Raw genomic sequence first — 19,654 nt, forward strand, 5'->3', positions numbered from 1 at the left:
AGTGGCCATGTCGCTCTTGCAAGTCAGAGCAACCGCTCCAACAGGTTATCGGGCCATGGCACATGAATCACCTCGTTGAAGATCAACCAGACGCCCAAGGTGGTCAGCGCGGCATAGATCAGGCTTATCGGCCAGCTTTCTCCGCCTTCGATGCGCATCATCCCGATCACCAGCAGCGGGATGGCCGGTAGCATACCGACAAGAGCCACCAGAGCCAGAAAACCCGTCAGCCAGCCGAAAAACGCTATGCCGCGCGCAAAGGCCTGACGGGCGTATTTGCCATCATCCGAAGCTAGATCCATATGGACCCCGCGATGCGATAGATCCTCCTCGGCCAGCACGCCACGCCCCGACAGCAGCAGGTAGATCAGGCTCAGCGTGCCCGCCACCAGCAAGGTGCCCGATACCATCACCGGCCCGATTCTGGCGCCAAAGCTCCAGCCCTGTGCCTGCCAGAACATCCAGCCTCCCAAGCCGAGAAACACCACATACATCAGGTCGGACGGGCGGGCCGAGAACCGCCCCCGCGGCATAAGCGCCCGCATCCCTCTAGCGCGGATCTCGGTATAAAGCGGGCGGAACAGCACCATGAAGGCCATAGCGAACAGCAAGATCACCACGGGGCGGCTGAGCCAATCGAAGCCGTAGCGCTGGATCGAGATCGCCATATAGCGTTCGACAAGCACCCCCAGCACCAGCCCGAGGATCAGCGGCGGGCGTGGCCAGCCCAGCCGCTTCATCGCCCAACCTAACAGCCCGAAGGCCATAAGCGTGATAAAATCACCCCATGCGCCCGAGCCTTGGAAAGCACCGATGAAAACCAGCACGATTACCCCGGGCAGAACCAGCGTATAGCGCAGCGTCGAGATCTTGGCGAATTGCCCCGACAGCAGGAAGCACAGCCCCGCACCGAAAATATTGGCCAGCGCAATTGACCAGACCAGCGTATAGGTGACCGACAGATGAGTTGTCAGCAGCTCGGGTCCCGGCACGAAGCCATGGATCATCAATGCCCCCAGCAAAATGGCTTGCGCCGCAGAGCCGGGCACACCGAAGGCGACGGTGGGTACTAGCGACCCCCCCTCCTTGGCATTATTGGCTGATTCCGGCGCAATGACCCCGCGCACATCGCCTTTGGTGAAACTCTCCTTCGCGCCCCTCTCGCTACGCAGCGCATGACCATAGGCGATCCAGTCGGTGACCGAGCCGGTTATACCGGGAATAAGCCCCAAAAGCGAGCCGATGGACGAGCAGCGCAAAACCAGAAACCAGTTGCGGAAGACATCGCCAGCACCCTTGGCCATCCCCTGACGAATCGAGCCGGTCGGGCTTTCGGTCAGGGCCGCGCGTTTAATCGCCATATCGCAGAGTTCAGGCAGGGCGAACATGCCCAGCAGCACCGGCAACATCGGCACCCCGTCCCATAGGTAAAGGACATTACCCGCCCAGCGTATCTCACCGGTCTGATTGTCGATGCCGACCATGCTCACGAGAATGCCAAAACAAGCCGCCACCAGCCCGCGCAAAGGCGCGCTTCCCGAGAGCGCCGAGACCATGGCAATGCCAAAAACCGTCATCGCCAGCAGCTCGGGCGTGCCGATCGATAGAACGAAGGGCCGGATGATCGGCACTGATACCGCGAGCACGAGCGCTCCGAACAACCCGCCCACGACCGAGGCCGTAAACCCCGCGCTAAGTGCGCGACCCGCCTCGCCGCGCTTGGTCATCGGCAGGCCGTCAAGAACCGTCGCCTGCGAGGCCGCCGTCCCAGGTACGCCAAAGAGCACCGCCGGAATGGTGTCTGAGGTCGAGGTCACCGAATGCATCCCCAGCAGCATGGCGAAGGCCGAAAACGGGTCCATTGTATAGGTAAATGGCACCAGAAGCGCAAAGCCTGTCATCCCGCCGATGCCCGGCAACAGCCCGATGGACAATCCCACCAGCACCCCCAGCACCAGAAATCCCAACCGTGGTAGCGACATCAGATTGCCGATTGCCACCCCTGCCGCATCCGTCATAAAGGATATGTCGAATGCGCCTGTCATGGACGGCCTCCCAAGGCCGTGCCTCTGCCAATTCCGGTCATTCCCGCCTCCTCCTAGTTGGCAACCCGTCTCCTCACGGGTCAGACCTATCCTTGCGCTGGACGGTAAGAGGGCGCCAATCGCAATCGTTTAGGATGCCATAAGAATTCAGGTGGTTGTGCAGTATTGTTTGGGAAAGCCGGAAGCACCCATCTATCGGACATAATTTTTACCGATAGCGCTGCAACTGCGGTGCTGAACCGCCCCGACTTTGCCGGAGGGTGATTTGTTCAGTAACTAAGCGCCCATATCGATCAGTTCAGTTTACACAATAAAGAGTTCCTCTGCTTCTGCAGGGGGTAATGTATCCGATGGGCCTGAGAAGGCGGCGGTTGCTTTACCAATCGACCCACTTCAGCGTTTCCCACTCAACTCCGCGGATAGATTTCCAAGGGCCGAGTTGGATTTGATCTGCCCCACTTGAGTGGTCCGGTTTAAAAGTTAGTGCATCGTGGGCCTTTGGTCTACTGGCACGATGCTTTCCGGCGCTGGGGCCGATAGCGGCCATTCACGCGCCGCGCAGCAACGGACACCACTTTTTGTACATCAGGGCGGATGTTGTTGAAAAAGTCGGCCGAAATCGCCGATTTTGGGACTCGCCGCTGCTGGGCAATGCCATTGCGTTGCCATGGCGATAGCGGGAGAAGGTCGAGTGGTCGGGGACATTGCCTTCCAACCCCAACCGGCAGAACCAGCGATAGGCCAAGTTCAGATGAACCTCGTCACAGAGCCGACGCTCCGAACGGATCCCCATGACATATCCTATCACCAGCATCCGGATGATCAGTTCGGGGTCGATCGAGGGCCGGCCAAGGTGGCTGTAGAAGGGACGCAGCGCCTCGCGCAGAGACCTTCGCTGCTGTCTGCGCCAACGTCAGCAATGTCGCGGAACGGAGCGGACCTCGAACTCTTACATGAAGCATTGTTTGAAGCGCTGAGTGTCGCCTCAAACCAGAAATGTCAGCCCGGAGGTCGCTCGGTCAGGCACATCCTCCTGAAGGAAATCAAGGAATTTCTCCAGATAGCGGAGCTTCTTGCAGCTTTCAGGCCAAACCATGAAGTACCCGTCATACGTCTGCACCGCTTCAGGGAACGGCATTACAAGCTGGCCATCCGATACCGCACCCGAGGTTAAAACGAGATCACCGATCGACAGCCCGTGCCCGGCTGTCGCGGCGGCGTTGCCCTGCTCAAGCGTGTCAAAGACCTGCCCCTGCGAGATGTCCACCTGTTCTGCCCTCCCGCTCCGCCTGAGCCAGCGTCGCCAGTCGCGGCGATCGGGCGAGGGATGGATAAGAGCGTACCGGCCGAGATCCTTTCCAAGATCGCGATACAAGGCCGGAGCACAAATCGGGATCAGCCATTCATCGAAGAGCTTGGCGCTTCTGGTGCCCTCCCCGAACTGCCCCGAGCCGAGCAGAATCGCGCAATCGTGGGGCTCGGTAAAAAAATCAACCGTGTCGATATCCATCCACACGCTGCTGATCTGCACGTCAAAGCTAGGCTCGATGGCCCGGAACCGGCTCACGGCATCAAGCAGCCAACGCATCGTCAGCGTCGAGGGGGCCTTGAGACGCAAAACGTTCCGCTCGCTCTGAAAGACGGCACAAGCATCCTCGATGTGTTTGAATCCGTACTTCAGACCGTCCGCGAAGATCTGACCTTGCGGCGTCACCTCCAGCCGGGGTCCATGACGATGGAACAGCTTACGCCCGAAATGCGCCTCTAGCGTTTTGATGTGCTTGCTGATCGCACTCTGCGTCAGGTTCAGCTCCTCGGCCGCACCTGTCGCCGATCCGGTGCGGGCAGCCGCTTCGAACGCTCGCAAAGCATATAGCGGAGGGAGAGTTTTTGCCATCACCGCACCTCTCAATCAAAACTTTTACTCATAGCAAGAAGCAGGAATTTCCATTTTTCAAGGGTATTTTTCATCGCGATAACTACTGAGAGGTTATAGAGGAGAACATTTTTTCATGTTTAGAGGGATATCTCCAGGGGTGCTTGTAGAACAGTCTACAATTGAGGCAGAGCTTATTGAGAGACGCGACAAAGAACTTGAAATGGACTGGAGAGCCGTGGCGTTTCGGGGCTTTTCTTCCCACCTCCGCAAGCCTGATTTCCCATGCCTGTTTGGAAAAAGTGGCTTCAAAAGGGAGGCGTTCAAGTTCCTTTTCATCGATGAGGACGACGAAGCAGGCCAATTTTCAGAGGGCCTGCGGCGATACACGGAATTCACCCGGCAAGTGCCCGCGCGCACCCGGCTTTACACGCCCCTGATTGTGATTTTTCAGAGAATTTTTCCAACGCTCGCCGATCAGTACCAGTTCGGCTGGCGACAACTGCAGGCATTACATCATAACGACACAAAAGACTGGCCTTCCAACGTCCCCATTGCCCCCGAAGACAGTCTCTGGAGCTTTTGTTTCGACGGGGTGCAGCTGTTTATCAACATGAGTTGCCCGGGTCATGTGACCCTGAAAAGCCGCAACCTTGGAGGCTACATCACCTTCGTCATCAATCCGCGTGAAAACTTCGATCTGATCGCCAATCGGAACAGCCGCAAGGGTATCCGGGTGCGTCAGACGATTCGCAAGCGCGTCGAAAGATATAACGCTGCGCCGGTTCCCGATGTGCTTGGCTTCTTCGGTAGCCACAGCAACCTCGAATGGCGACAGTACCAGTTAGCCGAGGAGCATCGTCCGCCGAAAACCATTTGCCCCTTTCGTATGCGCACTCGAACCAGAGAGGTCGAGCCCTCATGAACCTTACGCTTCTGTCGGTCTATTTGACCTCCATCGTTTTGCTGATCGCAACCCCTGGCCCCGTTGTCGCACTCGTTCTCAACACGGCCGCAAAGCGCGGGTTGCGTGAGGCCGTGCTCACTGTATTCGGAACCAACTGGGCCTCGCTTTTCCTGATCGGCGCAGCTGCTCTGGTGATTTCCGGCCTGATGACCATCAACGTGAGGATGCTGACCTGGGTCAGTCTTATCGGCTGCCTGTTCATCGCCTGGATAGCCATTCAGTCGTTTCGTCACAGGCCGACCTCGCAGGAAACAGATCCCACAGAGGAATTGGGGATGGCACGACGCGGCTCCTCTCCTCTGTTGCACGGGTTTCTTGTTGGCATCTCCAACCCGAAGGACATCCTGTTTTTCGTCGCCTTCTTCCCGCAATTTGTCGGCATCACCAGCCGACACGAGATCAGTCTCATCATTCTGACTTTGCTCTGGATTCTCTTCGACTTTGCGATCCTCGTCAGCTACGCCGCCGTCATCCACACCAGCGTGTTCCGCCGCCAGGCGCATCGGATCGCACAGATCTCCGCAGGGTTCCTGCTCTGTGTCGCCATCGCAGGCTTTGCCTACTCTCTCAACGAGTTGCTCTCTGTGCCCCGTTAAATGATAAGCCGAAACCTCTACCGCAAAAGACCACCGACAACTGTCAATGTCATGCCAGCGGGGCTCTGATGATGTGACCGACCGCGCCCATCGGCATCAATGTGCCAAGGTGGGGCTGCGATGATCCACAAGGGTGGCCAGTCATGTCGGAGATTATCACGGTCGGGCTCGACCTGGTGGAGAATATGTTCCAGGCACATGGGGCGGACGGAGAATGGCCGGGCCAGTGGAACCTTGGAAGAAGTGGTTCAGAGGCCGCGCCGCCAGCTCTTCGGTGAATTGCCACTTCGCCGTTTAAAGGCGGCGACGAAAGCCGAAGGGCTTGAATAGCCGAGCCAGTTGGCCAGATCCGTACTGCTCCTACCGGACTGCAAACCCTCGATCGCCAGGAAGAAGCGTAGCCGGTCACGCCATTCGCGCCAGTTGAGGCCGGTTTCCTTTTGGAACAGACGCGAGAGAGTGCGTTCGCTGGTGCCGATATTGGCGGCCAGCCTGCCGAGATTGCTCGTCTCGGCAGGGCTAACCAGCAGGCGTGTCATTACCTGAGCCAGACGGGGGTCGCCGCTGCCAGGCAAGGCAAAGTCCGGACGCTCGAGCCGGGCTAGTTCATCCAGAGCGGCCCAGCAGAGACGCCGCCACTCGGCTGGACGGCGCAAGGCGGCCCCCCCATCGATTAGCATCAACCGGCGACCGATCCCCCGAATGAGCGGGGAGGCATGCAGCACCGTTGGTCGATCGGGCATCGCCAGACGCGCCGCGAATCTCGGAGCAATGAGAAAGGCTTGGTATTCCAGATCCGCGATCAGCGAGGCCTTGGTGGAGGTGCCGGATGGGATCCAGATGCCATGGCGATCTGGAATGAACCATCGGTCCAGGTCGGCCTCGATGCGCATCATCCCATCGTAACTGAACAAGGCGCGGGGCCAAGCTTCTGGAGCGATGCGGGGCACGGCTTCGGTCATGGCTAAGGCTCCGGACCAAGCCCGGAGGGGAAGATTGGGATTTGGCAGAAATTCGATATCTTTTGTCATTTTGTCGTTATATGTCGAACACGCTGAACAGGATAGGCCTGCTGAAAACGGAGGGCCGCAATGTTTCGCGCCAAAGAGAGTATTCTTGCTATTGTTATTCTGATCGCTGGTTGGAGCCTTGTTGCCCTGCCGATGGGCATGACCGGCAATCAGGGACTGGTCGCCGCCATCGTCCTAGTCACTCTGGTCCTCTGGGGGACGGGGCTTGTCCCAGGCTACGTGGCATCGACCTTCCTGTTTAGCACGCTCATCCTAACAGGAGCTGCAGCGCCACAACTGGTTTTCTCCAGCTTTGCCTCCTCGGCTATCTGGCTGGTGGTCACGGGTTTCGTCATCGGTGCCGCGATTAGTCACGGAGGCCTCGGGGCACGTCTAGGTGACCTAGCGCGGCCCTATTTGTCGCGCAGTTACACGGCGCTGATTGCAGGCCTTATGGTCCTAGGGATGGCGCTCGGCTTCGTAATGCCGTCGTCACTTGGCCGCGCGGCGGTCCTCGTGCCGATCGGCATGGCTCTGGCTGATGCCCTTGGCCTTGAAAAGGGCACCGCGGGCCGCACTGGGGTCGCGATCACAATCGCCATCGGAACCAACATGCCAAGCTTCGCGATCCTGCCCTCCAATATTCCCAACGTGATCCTCGCCGGCGTGGCCGAGGCAAGCCTTGGTACTCATTTCGGCTACGGCCGTTACTTGCTGTTGCATTACCCCGTATTGGGTCTGCTGAAATCCGTTGCAATCGTCGCGCTGGTGCTGAAGTTCTTTCCGGCCCAGATCACCCAAGGAGACGCACCACATACTGTGACGTCAGCTGCCGCTGGCCGCCAAGCCGCACTGATCGCTATCTTTCTGGTCACGCTGCTGCTGTGGTCGACCGATCAGCTACACGGGCTAAATCCCGCTTGGATCGGCCTGGGAACTTCACTCGTCCTGATGATTCCACAATTTGGCTTCGTGCCACCTCCCGTCTTTCGCACGTCGGTGGATTTATCCATGCTACTCTTCGTGGCGGGAGCGCTGACGCTTGGGACAGTGGTGAATGCTAGCGGTCTTGGCGCGCTGATTGCTGGCGGTGTCTTTGATGCGCTTCCCTTCGAGGAAGGAGCCGATTTCCTGAATTTTGTATCTCTGTGCCTGTTGTCAGTAGTTACGTCAATTTTTACCACCATGGCGGGTGTGCCGGCAGTCCTGACGCCACTGGTCCCACAACTCGCGAAGGCGACGGGTCTTTCGCAGGAGGCAGTGTTGATGACTCAGGTCATTGGCTTCTCCAGCGTTCTCTTCCCTTACCAGGTCGGCCCACTGATTGTCGCCATGGGTCTTGCAGGAGAAAGCACCCGCCCGCTCCTTAAGGTGACGTTGGCGCTTTTCGCTATCACCGCCCTGATACTCATTCCCGTAGATTTCCTTTGGTGGAAATTTCTGGGCGTATTATAAGATAGGCTCCCGCCTTTAATGCATTCTTGAACGACCGTAATTGCGTTCTGCGCTGCGGCACGAAGCGTTTCTTGCTGCGACTACGAACCGTATCATGCTGTATTTGTACGTGCTGATCCCCTAATGACCGGAAAGTCTGGATTGTGGACGTCGAGCAACCGGGTCGCGCTGCACAGTGCCACATATGGCTGGTTCAGTGAACCACATCACCGCGCAGATCGGCCCGTTGAATGTCCGGATAGGGCCGATCGCGTCGATACGGTGTCGCGGCCCTCGTGATGGGGCCCCGCGCCGCCGCATGACCGCTTCGAGCCCTTCTTGCAAGATGCTGCAATCGATACGAACGGCGGCTATCGAATATCGATGATCTTCTGCGCTGTTCTATCAAGAGCAGATTTCAAGGTCGCTGCGAAAGCTAGCCGCTTCGGCATGGATCAGCGTCGCTGGCGTTTCGCTCGGGTGCGCCATGAGATGCCTCTTAACTAAGGCATATCCAAGGGCGTAGCCCCGCCACGCGGGATCCGTTCCGAAAAACCATGCGGCGTGATCGTAAAGGGCGGCATAGCCGACCAGTTCACCATCTGATTCCGCGACAAGGACATACAGCCATGGATTTTCTCCTGAAATGTCCCGGATAAGGTCGTCTACCGTCAGGGTTGGCGTATCCCCATGATGATTGGCGAGCTTTCCGGCCATCTCGACAATGCGCTCTGCGCCGCTTTGCCGAGCAAAGCGGACCAGTCCGAAATCGGTTGTTAGGGGTAAATGGCTCTTTAGTATTACTGGCTCCTTGTCGCCGTAGGAGCCAACTATCTGCCACCATACGGCGGCAGCATGTTCATGTGCACCGCGCTCAGATGAGGTGGCAATAATAGGTTACGAAGCGAGTGGCTTTCATCGTCATGCAGGGTTCGTCGCAACAATTCGGCCACATGTCAACGACCGCTTCGTCCGCAGCCGCCCTACCGAGGGGCTGGCGCGGCGCTAGGCACGGGGAACCGAGGTCGTGACTGCGGCCCCCGCGGCCACGCGCGTCGCTCAGGGGATCAGATCGTCTGGCCGCCCGACACTTCGATACGCTGAGCCGTGACCCAGCGATTTTCATCGCACAGAAGGCTTGCGATCATTGGACCAATGTCGTCCGGCACCCCTACGCGGCCAAGCGCCGTCATTCCGGCGAACTGCGCGTTCACCTCGGCATTGTCACGCACCAGCCCTCCACCGAAATCCGTTTCGATCGCGCCAGGCGCGACCGTGTTCACCGCGATACCCCGTGCGCCGAACTCCCGCGCCATGTAGACCGTCAGCATCTCGACCGCCGCCTTCGCCGCCGAATAGGCTGCGAACCCGGGGAAGGAGACCCGCGTCAGGCCGGACGAGAAGTTCACGATCCGCCCGCCACCGGCCAGGAGCGGCAGTAGGGTCTGGGTGAGGAAGAAGACGCCTTTCACATGAACCGCGAACAATCCATCGAACTGCGCTTCGGTGGTTTCCTCGATCTCGGCGAACTCGCCATGCCCGGCATTGTTGATCAGGTGATCGAAGCTGTCACGCCCCCAGATGGTGTGCAGTTCAGCGCGCAGGTCCTTGGCGAAGGCCTGAAAACTTGCGATGTCGGCCACGTCGAGGCGCATCGCCACGGCCTGGCGCCCCATCTCGCGGATCAGGGCAACGACCTCCTGCGCCTGCGCGGCGTCCGATCGATAGGTGACGATGACGTCGCCGCCGCTCGCGGCGATGGCGAGCGCGGTGTTGCGACCGAGGCCGCGATTTGCGCCGGTGACGAGAGAGATCTTGGTCATGGGACTATCCTTTCAGGGTGTCTTGTGGTCTCCCTGAGATAGGGGAACGCCGACGCCTGATTTTGCCCGTTCCTCGTCAAATCTTGCCTATTCCCATTTCCTTCTTCCATGGCAAGCTCGGATGAGCCATGAATAACTTCATGAACATTGCCCAAAACATTCCACCGCTTGCCAAGTTGCTTGTCCATTGCCGCCGGTTCGCCGACGCCAATGCCGGGCCCGACGGGGTCGCGCCGACCCCGGTGCGGGGCCTGACCGTGGTGCGCGCCCTGCATCCCGGCGAACTGCTGATTGCCGTCCAGAAGCCCGTGATCGCCATGCTTCTTCAGGGGGGCAAGCGCGTGACAACACTGGGCGCGTCCTTCGAATACGCGCCGGGAGAGGCAATGGTGGTCGCAGCGGATATCCCCACCGTCAGCAGGATCACCCGCGCCAGTATCGCGGCACCCTACTATGCGCTCGTGCTCGAGCTTGATCCCGTGATCCTGAGCGCGTTCAGCCCGACGGTCTCCGTGCCGTCGGCGGAAGCCCGGCCCGTCAGGGTCGAGCCGATCGGCACGGAGGTTATCGACGCCTCCCTCCGCCTTGCACGACTGCTGGATCGGCCTCAGGCCCTGGCTGTGCTCGGAGAGGGCCTGCTGCGGGAGCTGCACTACTGGCTCCTGATGGGAGTTCACGGTCCGGCCATAGCTGCTCTCGGCGCACCGGACAGCCACACGGCCCGGATTGCGCGCGCGGTCGACATCCTGCGGCGGGACTACGCCCGTGCGATCAGGACAGAGGAACTCGCCGAGGCCGCTGCGATGAGCGAGCCCGCGTTCCACAAGCACTTTCGCGCCATCACGACCCTGTCGCCGCTCCAGTTCCAGAAACAACTTCGTCTCATCGAAGCGCGGCGGCTCATGCTGGCAGAGGGCGCGAGGATCGCGGAGGCAACTCACTCAGTCGGCTATGCTAGCGTGACGCATTTCACCCGGGACTACGCCCGTCTGTTCGGTGCGCCTCCCGGAAAGGATATACGCAAAGCAACTGCCGTCGCCTGAGCGCTTGGCAAGCTCCTCTGTGCATGAAATGAGCGGCAGCTTCGTCCGCATTGCTGACGTCGAGCAACCGAGTCGTGCTGCACAGTGCCACGAACGGCTGGTTCAGTGAACTACATCACCGCGTAGATCGGCCCGATGAATGTCCGGATATGGAAACACTCTTATTCCAGTGTTTTTGGGGAAAAAGTCAAGATTATGCTTTTTGGCCTGAGTCAAAAGACCGTCCAGCAATCACACAACGACTGGATGCGGCTTCCACTATTCATAGCAATGAAAAAATGAACATGAACTTCCAGATCGAGATGCAGGAGTTTATGAACCTGTTCGCGGCGCCGTCGATGGAATTTGACCGGACGGGGGGGAGCTTGCTGCGAAAGTTGACAGGCCAAGCCTTTACGAATGACCGTAGCTACGACATCAAAATGGTGCTGCCTCAGTTTCAGTTGGGAAGCTCCGAAATTATAGCGGGCGTTTATACAACGGCAGGTTTCGATCCATCGGGTTAAATCGTGACAACACCTAATGCAACTCTGACAGCCCTGTTCCGCGAAAAACTTCGTGCAGCTATGGAGACAGAAGGCCAATACACTCTTGTCGAAGGCACGCTGAGCTTATCATTCAGCGTCGATTTCGGACAACGTGCAAATATTATCTGGGTGTATTCCCCTATGCCAAATATCTATACTCCGCTAAGAATGCTGCGCGATGATGGCAGTCTGCGTGAAACCGGCGAATTTATTGGTGGCATGATAAACGATGTCCCGCTTGGGAGGGTTTAACCGTGCTCTCTCAAAAAGTCCGCAATATCCTCAATCTACACCCCGCAAAGCGTGGCCTTCCGAAACATGTCGACTATGATCGGTCGCCCCGCCCTAAATTTCCTTTCTGGTGGGCGAATGACACCTCTTTAGGCCTGCAAGGAAACAGACATATGGTGGCAATTATCGTCACCATACCACTGTTTCTGGTCTGTGTCTTTGTCGGGATCAACTTCGGTGGCGAGCGGTATCTGGACTGGCAGAACGATAAGGTCGTCTTTAAAAGAGACTACGAATGGGTTTTAGGCGAGCGTGGCTTAGAGTTCATAAACGCTACCATTTCAGAGCATCCGGATGTGTCGTTTAAATATTTCTTGGACGACAACGAATTCCAATTTGCCGAGTATCTGCGCTACGTCTACTACCGCTACGGCGAATACACGAACACATTCTACGCCGACCTCACCGCTGCCATCATCTCCCTCGGAGGAGGGCTGTTTTTCCTGATCGCAACGCTCAGGATCCGCCGAGAGGCACCTCTTATTTTTGACCGCGAAAACGGACTTGTGAAATCGTGGCAGAACGGCAAGATCTACGCGATTGCGTGGGAAGACCTGCGGATCGGGCCACATCCCAGCGGGATTGGGGTCATTCTGCCCCGCATCGGGCAGATAAAGGGCGACCAGATGGTGCTTCGTTACATCCTGCGGGCGCAGAATTTCAGTTTTCACATGGATGAAGACCGCGACCTCTGGCCGCTGCTTACGCGGATCTGCGACTATATGGAAGGTGGGCTGGAGGCGGCCTCGCTGGAGTGTTTCGAGAACAAGCCGGTCTTTGCGCTGCGCCAGCAAGAGAGGCCCAAAGATTTCGATGCCGCCTTGACCGACCGAGCCGCGATCAAACGCGCCACGCTCGCTCAATATGGGGAAGAGTTTTATCACTCATAAGGTACAGACATCGGTAAGTGAGTTGCCCTTTTAGTTTGATGCTGGTTAGCAAGGAAGTTGACCTGCCCCCCGTTGTTCCCTCATTCATAACGAGAGTCTACAGGTTGGTGCACTGCTCCCCAACCTTGGATCGCCGGAGGTTGGATTTTTCCGACTGTCTTACGATGACGGGCTGGTGACGCCTTCGGGATAATGCCTGGCAATCGGGACGTTGTATCCGATCGCGCTGTGGGGTCTGTCCTCGTTGTAGTGCCTACGCCAATCCTCCAGCTTTTCGCGTGCATCTGCAAGGCTCATGAACCAGTGGGCATTCAGACACTCCGCCCTGAGCTTGCTATTGAACGCCTCGATGAACCCGTTGTCCGTGGGGTTTCCGGGCCGTGAGAAGTCCAGCGTGACGTCGTTGGCATACGTTCTGCGCCGCTCTGCCGAGCTGACCGAACAGCGCATGCGTGAGATCTTTGAAGAACGCGGGTTGCAGGGGAAAGGCGACCGAGCAGTGGGATAAATTTTTGAGTTCGTTTGGAGTGTGCAGATTCCAGTTTTACGCGAATTAGGTTCCAGTCTGTATTGAATGAAGAGATGAAAATCTAAGGGAAACAAACGGTTGTGTTTTGCGTTGTTTCCAATTTAGGGTGAACAGCACACCTAATTGTGACGTTCTCCCTAAATTGGAACTTATTCGCCCTAAGTTGGCAACTTGTTCGGGGAAAACTGCTATCTGGTCATCGGGAATAGCTTTAGGCGACGTTTGCTTGCCCTACGGTTCATGATCACCGTAGGTGGTGGGCAGTCCGAATTCGCGAAGCTGACGTTTTGCCAAATTATCTTTTGACCAAGGGCATGCACTCACGAAGGTTGCCAGAGGTCGCAAGATAATCAACGCAGTGCAGCGAAGGTCCGGAACCCGCCGATGCTGTTGAAAAAGTCTTTGTTGCGCTGTGGCAAGTCTTTCGATTCACTCGACTATGAGGGGATTGGAGGATTTCGGCATGATGGGCAGGCAAGAAGCACCGGCGCAGCTGTTTTACGACTTCGATCTGGAGCGGCATGTCCCCGCCCATCACATGCTGCGCGAGATTGACCTGTTCCTGAATGGCGCCTCCCTGCGCGAGACACTACGCCCCTTCTACAGTCACCTTGGCCGGCCCTCGATCGACCCCGAACTGATCATCCGGATGCTGGTGATCGGATATGTCATGGGGACCCGTTCTGAGCGCCGGCTCTGTGACGAGGTTCACCTGAACTTGGCCTACCGCTGGTTCTGTCGGTTGGGGTTGGAAGCCAATGTCCCCGACCACTCGACTTTCTCCCGCTATCGCCATGGCAAGTTCAGGGAAAGCGGTCTGCTGCGTTAGGTCTTCGAGACAACCGTTGAACGCTGCCTGAAAGACAATCTGGTGTCGGGCGAAGGCGACCTGCCAAACCTGCCCATCCAAGGAGATCTGCTGCCCGAAAGCCGATGCCCGGTATGTCACGCGTGAGCCACATGAAGAGGCGCGCGAATTCGCCAGAGAGTGCCGCAAGACCAAGGCCTACAAAGTGTCGCGCGACAAACGGAAGAAGGTCGAGATGCTCTTCGCGCACCTCAAGCGAATTCTTGGCCTAACACGGTTGCGGCTCCGTGATCCAAACGGCGCCAAGGACGAATTTCTGCTCGCCGCCATCGCACAGAATCTCCGAAAACTCGCGAAGCTCCGCCCGCGAAGCGTCCGACAGGAGGCCGCAGCATGAGCTGAGCGGCCATATTACCACCTTGAGGCGGGTCGACGGGCGATCGCCCGAACGGGATAGCCTTGCCTGGCGGCGGTGAAATTCAAAATCGGCGATCTCGGCCGACTTTTTCAACAACATCGGCGGAGAACGGACATTCGCCGCGATGAACATGAACGGCGGCTTCAATGGAAATCGCGGCTGGGGAAGAGGCGTTTGGCTTGTTCGCGGGGGTGGTGGGCCGTGCGGCGCGGGCGCGGGGCGTCATCGGCGGGCGGGTGGGTCTGGCCAACGATCGCGCCCATCGGGTGGCCAAGGTTGGACAGCCGCGCCGAGATATCCTCGATATGGCTGGCGATCACATGGGTGACGATGCCTTCGCGCTGTAACATTCCCGTCACGCGCAACAGCCGCCCGCCCATCACCGCATGGCGGAAGGCCGCGTAGATCTTGGGCCAGACCACCACATTGCACACCGCCGTTTCGTCTTCGAGCGTCAGGAACACCACGCCCGATGAGGTGCCGGGGCGCTGGCGGGTGATGACCAGCCCGCAGACGGTGACGCGCGACAAGGGCGCGTGAACCAGATCGCTATGCTGGGTCAGGCCGGGCAGCGCGGGGCGCAACAGTTCCATCGGATGGGCGCGCAGCGTCAGGCGGGTGGCAATATAATCCTCGACCACCTCCTCGCCCAAGTGCATCTGCGGCAGCGCCACCGCCGGCTCGCGCAGCCCCTCGCCATCCAGCGGATCGGAAAACAGCGGCAGCGGCGCGGGCGCACGGATTGCCTTCACCGCCCAGAGCGCATCGCGGCGGTTGAGCCCCATCGCGGCAAAGGCATCGGCCTCGGCCAGACGTTCCAGCACCGCAGGCGCGATCCCCGCGCGCAGCCACAGGGCTTCGGGGTCGGGATAGCCATTGCCGCGCGCAGCCACGATCCAGCCTGCATCCTCGGCCCGCAAACCCTTGATCTGGCGAAACCCCAGCCGCAGGGCCAGTGTGCCGTCACTGCGCCGCTCAAGGCTATTGTCCCAGCCCGAATTGTTGACGCAGATGGGGCGGACCTCGACCCCATGCTCGCGGGCATCACGCACAAGCTGTGCGGGTGCGTAAAACCCCATCGGCTGGGAATTCAGAAGCGCACAGGTGAAGACCGCCGGATGATGGCATTTCAGCCAAGACGATACATAGGTCAGCATGGCAAAGGCCGCCGCATGGCTTTCGGGGAAACCGTAATCGGCAAAGCCCTCGATCTGGGCGAAACAGGCCTCGGCCACCTGCATTGGATAGTCGCGCGCCATCATCCCGCGCAGAAAACGGTTGCGATGCTCGCCGATCGTGCCCATCCGCCGGAAGGAGGCCAGCGAGCGGCGCAACCGGTCGGCCTCTTCGGGACTATAGCCCGCGCCGATCACCGCGATCTGCATCGCCTGTTCCTGAAACAGCGGCACGCCGAGTGTCTTGGCGGTCACGGCCTCCAGTGCGGGGCCGAAGGGCTCGGGCGCCTCAAGGCCTTGACGGCGGCGGATATAGGGTTTGACCATGCCGCCCTGAATCGGGCCGGGGCGGACAATCGCCACCTCGATCACCAGATCATAGAAGGTCGCAGGCTTCATCCGCGGCAGGAAATTCATCTGCGCGCGGCTTTCCACCTGAAACACCCCCACCGCATCTGCACGGGTCAGCATGGCATAGGTGGGCTTGTCTTCCTGCGGCACGGTATCGAGCGTGTGATGGATCCCCTCATGCTCGGCCAGCAGATCGAAGCTTTTGCGCAGGCAGGTCAGCATACCCAAGCTGAGCACATCGACCTTCAGGATGCCAAGCGCGTCGATATCATCCTTGTCCCATTCGATACAGGTCCGCCCCTCCATCGCGGCATTCTCGATGGGACACAGATCATCGAGCCGCCCCTGCGTGATGATGAACCCGCCGACATGCTGGCTGAGATGACGCGGAAAGCCGATGATCTCGCCAATCAGCTTCAGCGTCAGCCCCAGCCGCCGGTCGGAAGGATCAAGGCCCAGTGCCCGCACGCGGTCGGGGTCCGCCCCACCATTTGACTGCCCCCAGATATCACCCGAAAGCCGTGCGGTCAGGTCTTGGGAAAGGCCCATAACCTTGCCCACCTCGCGGATGGCGGCGCGGGTGCGGAAATGGATGACGGTGGCGCAAAGGCCCGCGCGGTCGCGCCCGTAGCGGTCATAGATCCACTGGATGATTTCCTCGCGGCGCTCATGCTCGAAATCGACATCGATATCGGGCGGCTCCTTGCGGTGGCGCGAGATGAAACGTTCGAACACCATGCCGATCATATCGGGGGAAACATCGGTGATGCCCAGCAGGTAGCACAGGATGGAATTGGCGGCCGACCCGCGTCCCTGACACAGGATGCCGCGACGCCGTGCCTCGGCCACGATATCATGCACGGTCAGGAAATAGGGCGCATAGCCCAGTTCCGCCACGGTGCCCAGTTCCTTGGCCATCAGCAGATGCACCCGTTCGGTCGCGCCCTGCGGATAGCGGCGTTGCAGCCCCTCGCGGGCCAGCCGGTCCAGCCGCGCCTGCGGGGGTTCGCCATCGCTGCCCTCATCGGGATAGTCGTAGCGCAGCTCTGACAGATTGAAACTGCAGCGCCCCGCGATTTCTGCTGTGCGTTTGATCGCTGCCGGATGATGGCGGTAAAGCCGCGCCATATCTTCCGCGCCCTTCAGGCGGCGTTCGCCATTCAGCAGCGCCCGCGTGCCGATCCGGTCGATGGTGATCCCTTCGCGCAGGCAGGTCAGCACATCGGCCAGCGGGCGGCGGGCGGCGCGGTGCATCAGCACATCGCCCACTGCCACCATCGGCGTGTTACAGCGCAGCGCCTGTGCAGCACAGGCCCGAAACCACGCCTGATCGGAGCCATCATAGCGCGGCGCGGCCCCCAGAAAGACATAGCCCGGATAGCGCCGCGCCAGCTTTTGCACAGGTTCGGGCGCAAGATCGGCATCCGGCAGCGCGATCAGGATCATCCCCTGACATCTCGTTTCCAGATCGGCCAGATCCAGATCGCAGCCGCCTTTTTCCGCCCGCCGCTTGCCCAAGGTCAAAAGGCGCGACAGCCGTTCATAGGCGGCGCGGTCGGTGGGCAGCGCGACCCAGTCCACCGGACAATCGCGCAGCACCAGCCGCGCCCCCACGATCAGCTTGGGCAGGCGCGGCACCTCCGGCACGGGCAGATCCTGCGGCAGGCCGACCTCCTGGCGCGAGCAGCTATCGACCTGATGCGAAGAGCGCACGCGCAGGCTTTCGGTCAGTTCCTCGCGCAGCGATTTTAGCGCCGAATAGGCCCGGACCACCCCCGCCAGCGAATTGCGGTCGGTGATCGCAATGGCCGAAAGTCCCAGTTCGGTGGCGCGCAGAACCAGTTCCTCGGGGTGGGATGCCCCTGTGAGGAACGTAAAATTCGAGGTCACACAGAGTTCGGCATAGCTCATGCGAATTCTCCCTGCACATACCAGCCGGGCTTTTGCGGCGTGTAGAACAGCCACAGCCTGCGGCCCTCGCGCGTGTCGATCTTCCAGTAATCGCGCAGCCCCGAGGCCCAAGCCGGATCCTCGCGCCACCATTCCGGCGCGATCCGTTCGGGGCCCGTGGCGCGCCCTGTCGTGAAGGTCATCCGCCGCCAGCGGAAGCGCGCGGGCGGCTCTGCCCCTTTGGCCATGATAGGCTCGGGCGGGAATAGGGTAATCGGGCGTGGGCGTGGCACATGCCAGTCGCTGGCGGGCAGGCTATGGGCGGCGGGCACCGTCATAAAGCTGCGTTCGGGGATATGGCTGTCGGTCGGTTGGAAACGTTGGATATTCTCCAGTCCGATCCGCGTGCCGATCCGCGTGATCAGATCGTTCAGCCGGTCCGCGCTGTGGTCTGCACTGCCGATCTGCTGCACGGCCAGTGGTTCGACCTGCACGGCTTCCAACCGCATCATGTCGATGCCGAACCCTGCATCGACCGTATCGACCCCGCGCTGGAACAGCGGCAGGATGCGGGCGGCATCGCGCATGGGGGCGGCCAGACGCAGATCGACCTGCTGGCTCGCCTGATCGACGCGGCGCAGCGTCAGCATCAGCCGCCGTGCGCCCATATGCTGTGCCAGAAGCTTGGCGCAGAGCGGCTCCAGCAGGCGCTCGGTCACGCCCATCACATCGCTCACCAGCCCGATCGGTTCGGGCAGGGTCATGCGGGTGGCGTAATGCGGCGGCTCGGGCTCGGGGGTGACAGGCTCGGGCACCGCGCCCATCGCCTGATCCAGCCGCAACAGCAGATCCGGCCCGAAACGGCGGGCCAGTGGCGCGCGGGCGGCCCCCTGCAGATCGCCGATCGTGCGCAGGCCAAGCCGCTGTAGCGCGGTGACAATTTCGGCCCCGACCCGCAGAGCGGCCACCGGCAGATGCGCCAGATCCTCGTCCTCGCCATAATGCGCCCGCGCCCAAGCCGCTCCGCGCGTGGCCGCAAGACCCAGCCGCAGCGCGACACCCGCCCGCGCCATGGCCGCGCGCATATCCGCCAGCATGGCCTCTTCGCCGCCCCAAAGATGGGTCGAGCCGGTCACATCCAGCACCAGCCCATCCTCGCCCTCGCGCCCGACCCATGGGCAATAGCGCATCGCCCAACGGCGCAGCACGCCCAGAAACCGCGCATCCAGATCGGGGCGCGCAGGCTTTATGCGCAGATCGGGGCAAAGCGCGCGGGCATCTGCCAAGCTCATGCCGCGATGCAGGCCCAGCGATTGCGCGGCCTCGTTCAGACAATAAAGGCGCTCGGTATTTCCCTCCTTGCGGACCAGCGCGAAAGGGGCCTCATTCGGGCAGCTCCGCAGAACCCGGTTGGAAGCCAACCGGGGGAACCACATGCAGATGATGCGTCTGCGGGTCCCAGCGCACATACCAGACTCCAAGCGTTCCTGATTTGTTCTTAATAATTTCCCAGTGCATCAGAGTCGAGTCTTCCTGCGCGGGATCGAACACCGGCGTCGCGCGCCAACGGGTCTCGGCGGCATTCGACCCCATACCCTCGGGAATGATGCATAGCCCCGTCGTACCGCCTGCTTTCGCCGCCAGCTGCAGCCTACGGCCTTCGCGCAGATCCAGCGGGCGGGTGATTTCCAGCACGACAAAGGGCACCACCCCGTCCTTCAGCGCTTCTTCGGCCACAGCCAGCGCGTCAGTCTGGCTGTCGGGTCGTGCGAGAAGGATGTCCGATGGCGCACCATAGGCCTCCACCCCCTGCGGCAAAACAATATCCGCCAGCCATGCCTCCCTGATCCAGAGCCCATTCTTGCCCGCACAGAGCGCCGCAAAGGCAAAGGCCGCTGGACCACAGACTTCGTGGACCCGTGTCGATCGTAAGGAGGGTTGAGGAGTTATCAAGGGGTGCATTGGAGCAGTGTAAGGCCAA

The 19,654-nt window shown here is 60.0% G+C and carries 16 protein-coding genes and 3 pseudogenes; 9 read left to right on the top strand and 10 right to left on the bottom strand.

Annotated elements, in window-relative coordinates:
• Nucleotides 1-23 precede the first annotated feature (23 nt).
• From AC2ISB_RS15010 to AC2ISB_RS15020, 3 genes and pseudogenes are all read right to left on the bottom strand, one after another.
• Nucleotides 24-2,045 (bottom strand): tripartite tricarboxylate transporter permease, encoded by a 2,022-nt coding sequence (locus AC2ISB_RS15010; protein WP_486576862.1) that lies wholly within the window; start codon nucleotides 2,043-2,045, stop codon nucleotides 24-26.
• A 664-nt stretch (nucleotides 2,046-2,709) separates the two neighbouring features.
• Nucleotides 2,710-2,931: pseudogene (locus tag AC2ISB_RS15015) on the bottom strand (transposase); the annotation flags it as partial.
• A gap of 99 nt (nucleotides 2,932-3,030) precedes the next feature.
• Nucleotides 3,031-3,942, bottom strand: coding sequence for a LysR family transcriptional regulator (locus AC2ISB_RS15020; RefSeq protein ID WP_486576863.1), 912 nt, complete (start codon nucleotides 3,940-3,942; stop codon nucleotides 3,031-3,033).
• Between the two features lie 202 nt (nucleotides 3,943-4,144).
• Between AC2ISB_RS15020 and AC2ISB_RS15025 the strand changes: the two genes are divergently transcribed.
• Together AC2ISB_RS15025 and AC2ISB_RS15030 are read left to right on the top strand one after the other, a co-directional pair.
• On the top strand, nucleotides 4,145-4,846 hold the full coding sequence (locus AC2ISB_RS15025; RefSeq protein ID WP_486576864.1) for a YqcI/YcgG family protein: 702 nt from the start codon (nucleotides 4,145-4,147) through the stop codon (nucleotides 4,844-4,846).
• A complete protein-coding gene (locus tag AC2ISB_RS15030; protein ID WP_486576865.1) occupies nucleotides 4,843-5,484 on the top strand; it encodes a LysE family translocator in 642 nt (213 codons plus the stop codon). The genes AC2ISB_RS15025 and AC2ISB_RS15030 overlap by 4 nt, the downstream gene beginning before the upstream one ends.
• Nucleotides 5,485-5,732: 248 nt before the next feature.
• Here AC2ISB_RS15030 and AC2ISB_RS15035 read toward each other — a convergent pair whose 3' ends face one another.
• Entirely contained in the window at nucleotides 5,733-6,446 is a 714-nt protein-coding gene (locus tag AC2ISB_RS15035) for a helix-turn-helix domain-containing protein (protein ID WP_406721116.1), read from the bottom strand.
• A gap of 129 nt (nucleotides 6,447-6,575) precedes the next feature.
• Here AC2ISB_RS15035 and AC2ISB_RS15040 point away from each other — a divergent pair, with 129 nt between their 5' ends.
• The gene (locus AC2ISB_RS15040) at nucleotides 6,576-7,949 is read left to right on the top strand and encodes an SLC13 family permease (protein ID WP_486576866.1); all 1,374 of its coding nucleotides are present in this window, start codon (nucleotides 6,576-6,578) and stop codon (nucleotides 7,947-7,949) included.
• A gap of 384 nt (nucleotides 7,950-8,333) precedes the next feature.
• On the opposite strand, the gene AC2ISB_RS15045 is transcribed toward AC2ISB_RS15040, so the two are convergent.
• Together AC2ISB_RS15045 and AC2ISB_RS15050 are read right to left on the bottom strand one after the other, a co-directional pair.
• Entirely contained in the window at nucleotides 8,334-8,645 is a 312-nt protein-coding gene (locus AC2ISB_RS15045) for a GNAT family N-acetyltransferase (RefSeq protein WP_486576867.1), read from the bottom strand.
• Nucleotides 8,646-8,995: 350 nt separating this feature from the next.
• Nucleotides 8,996-9,751, bottom strand: a complete 756-nt coding sequence (locus tag AC2ISB_RS15050) for an SDR family NAD(P)-dependent oxidoreductase (RefSeq protein WP_486576868.1) — start codon at nucleotides 9,749-9,751, stop codon at nucleotides 8,996-8,998.
• 128 nt (nucleotides 9,752-9,879) lie between these two features.
• Here AC2ISB_RS15050 and AC2ISB_RS15055 point away from each other — a divergent pair, with 128 nt between their 5' ends.
• The 4 genes from AC2ISB_RS15055 to AC2ISB_RS15070 all read left to right on the top strand — a co-directional run bounded on the left by AC2ISB_RS15055 (nucleotide 9,880) and on the right by AC2ISB_RS15070 (nucleotide 12,502).
• Nucleotides 9,880-10,794, top strand: a complete 915-nt coding sequence (locus AC2ISB_RS15055; protein WP_486576869.1) for an AraC family transcriptional regulator — start codon at nucleotides 9,880-9,882, stop codon at nucleotides 10,792-10,794.
• A gap of 149 nt (nucleotides 10,795-10,943) precedes the next feature.
• Nucleotides 10,944-11,300: a hypothetical protein gene (locus tag AC2ISB_RS15060; RefSeq protein WP_486576870.1), complete on the top strand. Its 357-nt coding sequence runs from the start codon at nucleotides 10,944-10,946 to the stop codon at nucleotides 11,298-11,300.
• 3 nt (nucleotides 11,301-11,303) lie between these two features.
• Nucleotides 11,304-11,573 (top strand): hypothetical protein, encoded by a 270-nt coding sequence (locus tag AC2ISB_RS15065; protein ID WP_486576871.1) that lies wholly within the window; start codon nucleotides 11,304-11,306, stop codon nucleotides 11,571-11,573.
• A 152-nt stretch (nucleotides 11,574-11,725) separates the two neighbouring features.
• Nucleotides 11,726-12,502 (top strand): hypothetical protein, encoded by a 777-nt coding sequence (locus AC2ISB_RS15070; RefSeq protein ID WP_486576872.1) that lies wholly within the window; start codon nucleotides 11,726-11,728, stop codon nucleotides 12,500-12,502.
• Between the two features lie 159 nt (nucleotides 12,503-12,661).
• Here the strand turns inward: AC2ISB_RS15070 and AC2ISB_RS15075 are convergent.
• Nucleotides 12,662-12,913: pseudogene (locus tag AC2ISB_RS15075) on the bottom strand (integrase core domain-containing protein); the annotation flags it as partial.
• Nucleotides 12,914-13,494: 581 nt separating this feature from the next.
• Here AC2ISB_RS15075 and AC2ISB_RS15080 point away from each other — a divergent pair.
• Both AC2ISB_RS15080 and AC2ISB_RS15085 read left to right on the top strand, forming a co-directional pair.
• Nucleotides 13,495-13,857, top strand: a pseudogene (locus AC2ISB_RS15080) (transposase); the annotation flags it as partial.
• An 88-nt stretch (nucleotides 13,858-13,945) separates the two neighbouring features.
• Nucleotides 13,946-14,236 (top strand): transposase, encoded by a 291-nt coding sequence (locus AC2ISB_RS15085; RefSeq protein WP_486577046.1) that lies wholly within the window; start codon nucleotides 13,946-13,948, stop codon nucleotides 14,234-14,236.
• Between the two features lie 164 nt (nucleotides 14,237-14,400).
• Here the strand turns inward: AC2ISB_RS15085 and AC2ISB_RS15090 are convergent, their stop codons facing one another.
• Genes AC2ISB_RS15090 through AC2ISB_RS15100 form a run of 3 tightly spaced genes read right to left on the bottom strand, consistent with a single transcriptional unit; the run spans nucleotide 14,401 to nucleotide 19,635 of the window.
• On the bottom strand, nucleotides 14,401-17,694 hold the full coding sequence (locus AC2ISB_RS15090) for an error-prone DNA polymerase (protein ID WP_486576873.1): 3,294 nt from the start codon (nucleotides 17,692-17,694) through the stop codon (nucleotides 14,401-14,403).
• Entirely contained in the window at nucleotides 17,691-19,142 is a 1,452-nt protein-coding gene (locus AC2ISB_RS15095) for a Y-family DNA polymerase (protein WP_486576874.1), read from the bottom strand. The genes AC2ISB_RS15090 and AC2ISB_RS15095 overlap by 4 nt, the downstream gene beginning before the upstream one ends.
• A complete protein-coding gene (locus AC2ISB_RS15100; RefSeq protein WP_486576875.1) occupies nucleotides 19,057-19,635 on the bottom strand; it encodes an ImuA family protein in 579 nt (192 codons plus the stop codon). The genes AC2ISB_RS15095 and AC2ISB_RS15100 overlap by 86 nt, the downstream gene beginning before the upstream one ends.
• Between the last annotated feature and the right edge of the window lie 19 nt (nucleotides 19,636-19,654).

The organism is Thioclava sp. NS-SX20, assembly GCF_057380695.1.